The 5,540-nt window shown below is 35.3% G+C and carries 5 protein-coding genes and 4 tRNA genes; 4 read left to right on the forward strand and 5 right to left on the reverse strand.

All coding sequences use genetic code 11. From position 1 onward, the window contains the following. The 5 genes from FI695_06570 to FI695_06590 all read right to left on the reverse strand — a co-directional run. Positions 1-239: amino acid ABC transporter ATP-binding protein (locus tag FI695_06570; protein ID MQG51627.1), on the reverse strand; the 239-nt coding region annotated here is incomplete at its 3' end. A gap of 21 nt (positions 240-260) precedes the next feature. Further along, positions 261-1,424, reverse strand: coding sequence for an ABC transporter permease subunit (locus tag FI695_06575; protein MQG51628.1), 1,164 nt, complete (start codon positions 1,422-1,424; stop codon positions 261-263). A gap of 2 nt (positions 1,425-1,426) precedes the next feature. Then, on the reverse strand, positions 1,427-2,623 hold the full coding sequence (locus FI695_06580; GenBank protein MQG51629.1) for an ABC transporter permease subunit: 1,197 nt from the start codon (positions 2,621-2,623) through the stop codon (positions 1,427-1,429). A 75-nt stretch (positions 2,624-2,698) separates the two neighbouring features. Then, the gene (locus FI695_06585) at positions 2,699-3,784 is read right to left on the reverse strand and encodes an amino acid ABC transporter substrate-binding protein (GenBank protein MQG51630.1); all 1,086 of its coding nucleotides are present in this window, start codon (positions 3,782-3,784) and stop codon (positions 2,699-2,701) included. Between the two features lie 118 nt (positions 3,785-3,902). Beyond that, positions 3,903-4,280 carry a hypothetical protein gene (locus FI695_06590; GenBank protein MQG51631.1) on the reverse strand — a complete coding sequence of 126 codons (378 nt, stop codon included), beginning with the start codon at positions 4,278-4,280 and terminating at the stop codon, positions 3,903-3,905. Between the two features lie 98 nt (positions 4,281-4,378). Here FI695_06590 and FI695_06595 point away from each other — a divergent pair. From FI695_06595 to FI695_06610, 4 genes are all read left to right on the forward strand, one after another. Next, positions 4,379-4,453: transfer RNA gene (locus FI695_06595), tRNA-Met, on the forward strand. 48 nt (positions 4,454-4,501) lie between these two features. Further along, positions 4,502-4,584: transfer RNA gene (locus FI695_06600), tRNA-Leu, on the forward strand. A 20-nt stretch (positions 4,585-4,604) separates the two neighbouring features. After that, a tRNA-Arg gene (locus FI695_06605) sits at positions 4,605-4,677 on the forward strand. Positions 4,678-4,694: 17 nt separating this feature from the next. After that, positions 4,695-4,771 (forward strand) — tRNA-Val (locus FI695_06610). Positions 4,772-5,540 lie beyond the last annotated feature (769 nt).

Raw genomic sequence — 5,540 nt, forward strand, 5'->3', positions numbered from 1 at the left:
TCATCATTTAGTTCAACCCCATCAACAATAATAGTACCTGAATCATGAGGTTCTAACCTATTTAATGTTCTGATGAATGTAGATTTACCAGATCCAGATGGCCCTAAAACAACAACAACTTCTTGCTCATATACTTTTGCTGTAATCCCTTTTAGAGCTTGAAATCGACCAAAAGATTTAGTTACTTCACTTGTAGTAATTATTTCTTTACCAATTTGTTTTTTTTCTTTTTTTTGCATAATCAATGCTCCTTATATTGATTAACGTATGCCAATACCTAAAGATTTCTCTACTTTTTTACTCAGATTCGATAGTGCAATTGAAATAATCCAGAATAAAAATGCAACTACACAAAGTGCTTCTAATTGCCTCCCAAAAAATTCTGGATCTTGTTCTGGAATTATTCTACCTACTTGTAATAGGTCAGTTAAAGCGAGTATAAATACCAGTGAAGTATCCTTGAATACACCAATAAATGTGCTTATTAATGCTGGAATAACTACTCTGATTGCTTGTGGAAGGATAATAAGCAGCATTTTATTTACGTATCCGAGATTTAGACTGTCTGCAGCTTCTATTTGCCCCTTAGGTATGGATTGGAGTCCCCCACGAATTACTTCTGCAGTATAGGCACTGGTAAAAGCTGACAATATTATCATTGCTCTAACAACAACACTAACCTCATTAATCCCCCAGAATGCTGGAAGAAACTTTGGTAAGACAAACCAAGCTAATAATAACCAAGCTACTAATGGAGCTCCTCGAATTGTTTCAATGTAAATTGTACACACTATTTTTATTGCGGGAAGATTACTTGCTCTTCCGATAGCAAAAAGAACACCTAGAGGGAAACCAAAGCCTATAGCTATACAAGCTAAAATAATATTTAACAGGAAACCTCCCCAAAGTGTAGGTTTTGGACCATCACCTACAAGTAATATTGCAAAGATAATAGGTAGAAGTAATATCCAGAATGTTATAAGTATTTTTTTATTTGTATTATTTACTGTAGTACTTTTAGTTATAAACGCTGTGGTTGCATATGAGAAAACACAGATCAGAATAGATGTTAAAACCCATATATAAGTACTAGATGTTGTGAAAATAATGCAAACTATTGTGATTCCAAGAGCAATGTAAAGTAAATCTTTGTAACTTGGCGACCCCCATGTTTTAATGGAAGCAATGATTAGGTATGATGCGATCCATAGAATTGGCCATACTCGATATTCGTGTTCTGGAGGCATTCTTCCGATTAATAGTAGTCTTCTATTAACTTTTACTACTTCCCATTCTGATGTACTAATAAAACCTAATAGACCATTAATAAAGAAAAAGATAATAATTAAACTTAATAAAGTAATAAGTGTATTAAATATAGAGCCAAAGAATGTTTCAAATCCCCATTTAAAAAAGTTTTGCATGTTTAGGCACCTATTCTCGTTACTCTACGATTTAAGATGTTCATAATCACAGATATGATTAGACTTAATGATAGGTACGTTAGCAATATTAGAAAAAATACGGGCAAAGCGTGGCCAGAATTATTCATTATTGTTCTTGAAACCATAAAAAGCTCTGGGTAGGCAATAACTACAGATAAACTAGAATTTTTTGTTAAGTTTAGGTATTGATTTGTTAAAGGTGGAATAATTGACCTTAGGGCTTGTGGAAGGATAATTAAGGTCATTGTTTGATAATTGCTTAATCCGATAGCTTGTGCTGCTTCGGTTTGACCTTTAGGTAAGGATTGAATACTTCCCCTGACAATTTCAGTAATGAAAGTGCCAGTATACATAACTAAAGCAAATAATATTGCACCAAATTCTGGAGTAAATTCAAATCCACCTGATTGTAAGTATGTACCTTTATCATTTTGATACAGACTTGGTAGGTCAATAGCATAGGGTTTTTGTAATATAAAGTAACTAATTGACGCTACTGTAAAAAATATTAATAGGCCGATGATATTTCCACTAATTTTATAGTTATAAAGTTTTACTACCTTTCCATGAATATCTTCACGTTTATTTATGTAAAAACTTATGAATAAAGATACTATTAGAGCAATTATAATTAGTACAATCCAAAAACTTCCGTAACCATTTTCAGTGGATGTTGCATATGGTAATAAAATACCTCGGTTGGAAATAACGACGGTATTTTGAAATGTAATAGCCTCTGTGATTCTTGGCAATTGAAGAAAGACTATTTGCCAGAAAATGATTTGGATTAATAGTGGGGTGTTTCTTAGTATTTCTACATACAGATATGAGATTGTAGAAAATAAAATATTTTTTGATAATCTTGCCACACCCATAATAGTGCCTAGAATAGTTGCAAGTAATATTCCCACAATACAAACTCTGATGGTATTAACTACTCCAGTAAAGTAAGCAACCCATCTACTATCGTTACTCGTGTAATCAACTATGAAACTGTGGCTTATGCCAAATCCAGCTCTACTCACAAAATGACCAAGAGTTATATCTAATTGTAAGGCTTTAGAAATTAAGTAATATGCCAATAGGCCAACAAATATTAAGAAAATAAATTGAATTATTAGATTCCTAAATTTTTGAGACCTACTTAATACGTATAATTTATCAGTAATAGAATTCATGGTTAAAATACACCACTATGAAAAAATATGCCGGGCTAAATTGGCCCGGCATATATATTTTTTATATGGTCTCATCTATCTAAATGGAGGGGCGTAAATCAATCCACCATTTGTCCATTGAGCATTTAATGAGCCGCTTCGAGTTAGACCCAAAGGTGTTAAGTGACGTTCATAAATTTCACCGTAGTTACCTACTGCGGCGATAGCATTTTGTATGAATTTAGGATCAACACCAAATTGGAAGTCTGCTACTTCTCCACCAGCGAAAGGGACACCAAGTAATCTGGCCATTCCTGGATCAGTAGGGTTAGCAGCCATAGCTGAAACATTACCACTTGTTATTCCACTTTCCTCTGCTTGGATCAGTCCGAACACAACCCATTGAACGACATCGTAAAATTGGCTGTCATTATCTCTTGTTAAAGGCCCTAAAGGCTCCTTTGAAAGTGTTTCAGCTAGAACTGTTAAAGCTTCAGGTCCACCAGCTGATGCAGGGAATTCTGCTCTTTTTGATGCTAAACCTGATTTATCAGTTGTCCAACCATCACAACGTTTTTCTTCGAAAGCAGCTTGTAAAGGATCGTTTGTTTCAAAAGTTAATGGGGTATAATTTAATCCAGCGGATGTAAATCTATCATCAAGGTTTAATTCAGTTGTTGTTCCTTGTAATACACAAACTGTAGCTCCGTCCATATCTTCTATGGTTTGGTATCCACTGTCTGCATATACCATCATTCCTTGACCGTCATAGAATGTTGTAGCAGTAAAATCATTTGCTAGGTCACGATCTCTACTTGCTGTCCAAGTAGTATTTCTGATCAACAAATCAATTTCACCAGCACCGAGTGCCTCAAAACGAGCAGAAGCAGTTAAAGGTACATATTCCACTTTACTAGCATCTCCAAGTATTGCAGCTGCTACTGCTTTACAGTAATCAACATCAAACCCTTCAAATGTTCCTGCTGCTGTTAAAACTCCGAAACCTGTTAGGTTGTCATTAACGCCACACTTCAGTGTTCCTCGGTTTATAACTGTTTGTAAGGTTGAAGGTTTTTCAACCTCAACTTCTTTAATAACTTCTACTGTTTCTGTAATAGTTTCAGCGTCTGATCCACATGCTGAAAATAGTCCTATAGACATTACAGATAACAATATAAACATAAAACGAAAATTTTTCATAAGGGTCTCCTTTGAAAATATAACTTGTAGTCCACCCCAATCCACTAGAGTATCATAACATTATTTTAGAAAATTGTTAACAATAACGTATTACGTAATTTTAATCTAAATTTATTTCGGATAACGTTATAATTGCATTGTATAGATAAATAATCTGTTCAATTATAGGCAAATCTATTTCAATATATTCTTCGGTTTGGTCAATTTCTCCTAAACTTTCAGGACCTGGAATTGTTTTTAAAATAATTTCGTTTATTTCTCCATTTGGAAGTACAACTACACATCCATATTTATCGGAATATTCTTTTGGAACAGGAATTTCAATTGCTTGGATAGTTTGCATGTTTAAGAAACCTGGGAAAGGACGAATTTGAGACGCCAACTCTTTCAGGATTTCTTGCAATGATTCTTTTGATTTTTCTAACGCTGAATTTGTAAGTAATACAAAGTTAGATTTATCAGAAAATAAACTGCTCATGATTTATCATTCTATCAGAATTGACACATATATACATGACATATATATTTATTGTCTAGCGTAGAAACAGACGGGCGACTGGCCTGTAGTTTCTCGGTGGCTACGTAGCTCAGCGGCAGAGCGGGCGCTTCATAAGCGCTAGGTCGTTGGTTCGAATCCATCCGTAGCCACCATAGTGTTGAATCCGTTTCGATGCAATGGTGTATAATTGTCATCTATGAGCCGAAGTGGCGGAACGGTAGACGCGCTACGTTCAGGGCGTAGTGTCCTTATGGGCGTGGGAGTTCAAATCTCCCCTTCGGCATTGAGCGTTAAGCTTACTGTGCGCTTGTAGCTCAGTGGATAGAGCGCGGCCCTGCGGAGGCTGAGGTCGAGGGTTCGAATCCCTCCAAGCGCGGATATATATAAAAAAGAGGGCGATTAGCTCAGTTGGTTAGAGCACTTGTTTTACACACAAGGGGTCAAAGGTTCGAGTCCTTTATCGCCCACCATCTCTTTATTAGGTCCAAATTAACATACTTTTAATCTATAAGGATTATTATGATTTCCCAAGTATATTCTGATCCATCCAACATCAAAGCCATATCGTGTTGGCCAGTATTAATGTAATCGTTATGATCAATTACGTGCCAAAAGAGTAGGGTTTGCGTGTTATACCCAACTGCTAAGGTATCTGTATTTTCACCAATATTCATTGAAAATTTCATCGGAAGAGTTATGGTATTTTCCATCCAATTGTTTTTAGGCAATAGACATATTTGCTCAGCATTTGGTAAGTTTTGTTCAAAACATGCCTGAGTGGAGGTACCATTAGGTACTCCTATATATGAAAGGTATGGGAAACCTTCAAAAATAATTTCAGGGCTTGTATTTGCAGCAGAATTTTTAAGATAGATTGTTCTTTTAATATTTGCTCCCCCTAGATTAGCTGCCACATCTTTTATTAAATTTATTGTAAGTGGCTTGATTGCTACTACAGGGTTATTTGAAACCAGACCATAATTCTCATTATCGACATCAGAGGATATAATGCTAACTGATTGAGGTTTTGAATCTTCTTTATTAGGTACGGGTTTCGGTCTTGCTAATGCTTTCGTGTTTTCTTGAACAGCTTTTGTATTTTCTTGAACAGCTTTTGTATTAGCTTTTATTGCTTTTATATATTCGTCTGATGGAGGTTCAGATTTAGATTCAATCGTATCTAATTTTGCTTCTATACTTGATAAGTCTACAGGTTCTGCAGGTTCTGCTGTCGATAAC

Source organism: SAR202 cluster bacterium (genome assembly GCA_009392515.1).
GTDB lineage: Bacteria > Chloroflexota > Dehalococcoidia > Lucifugimonadales > UBA6952 > UBA6952.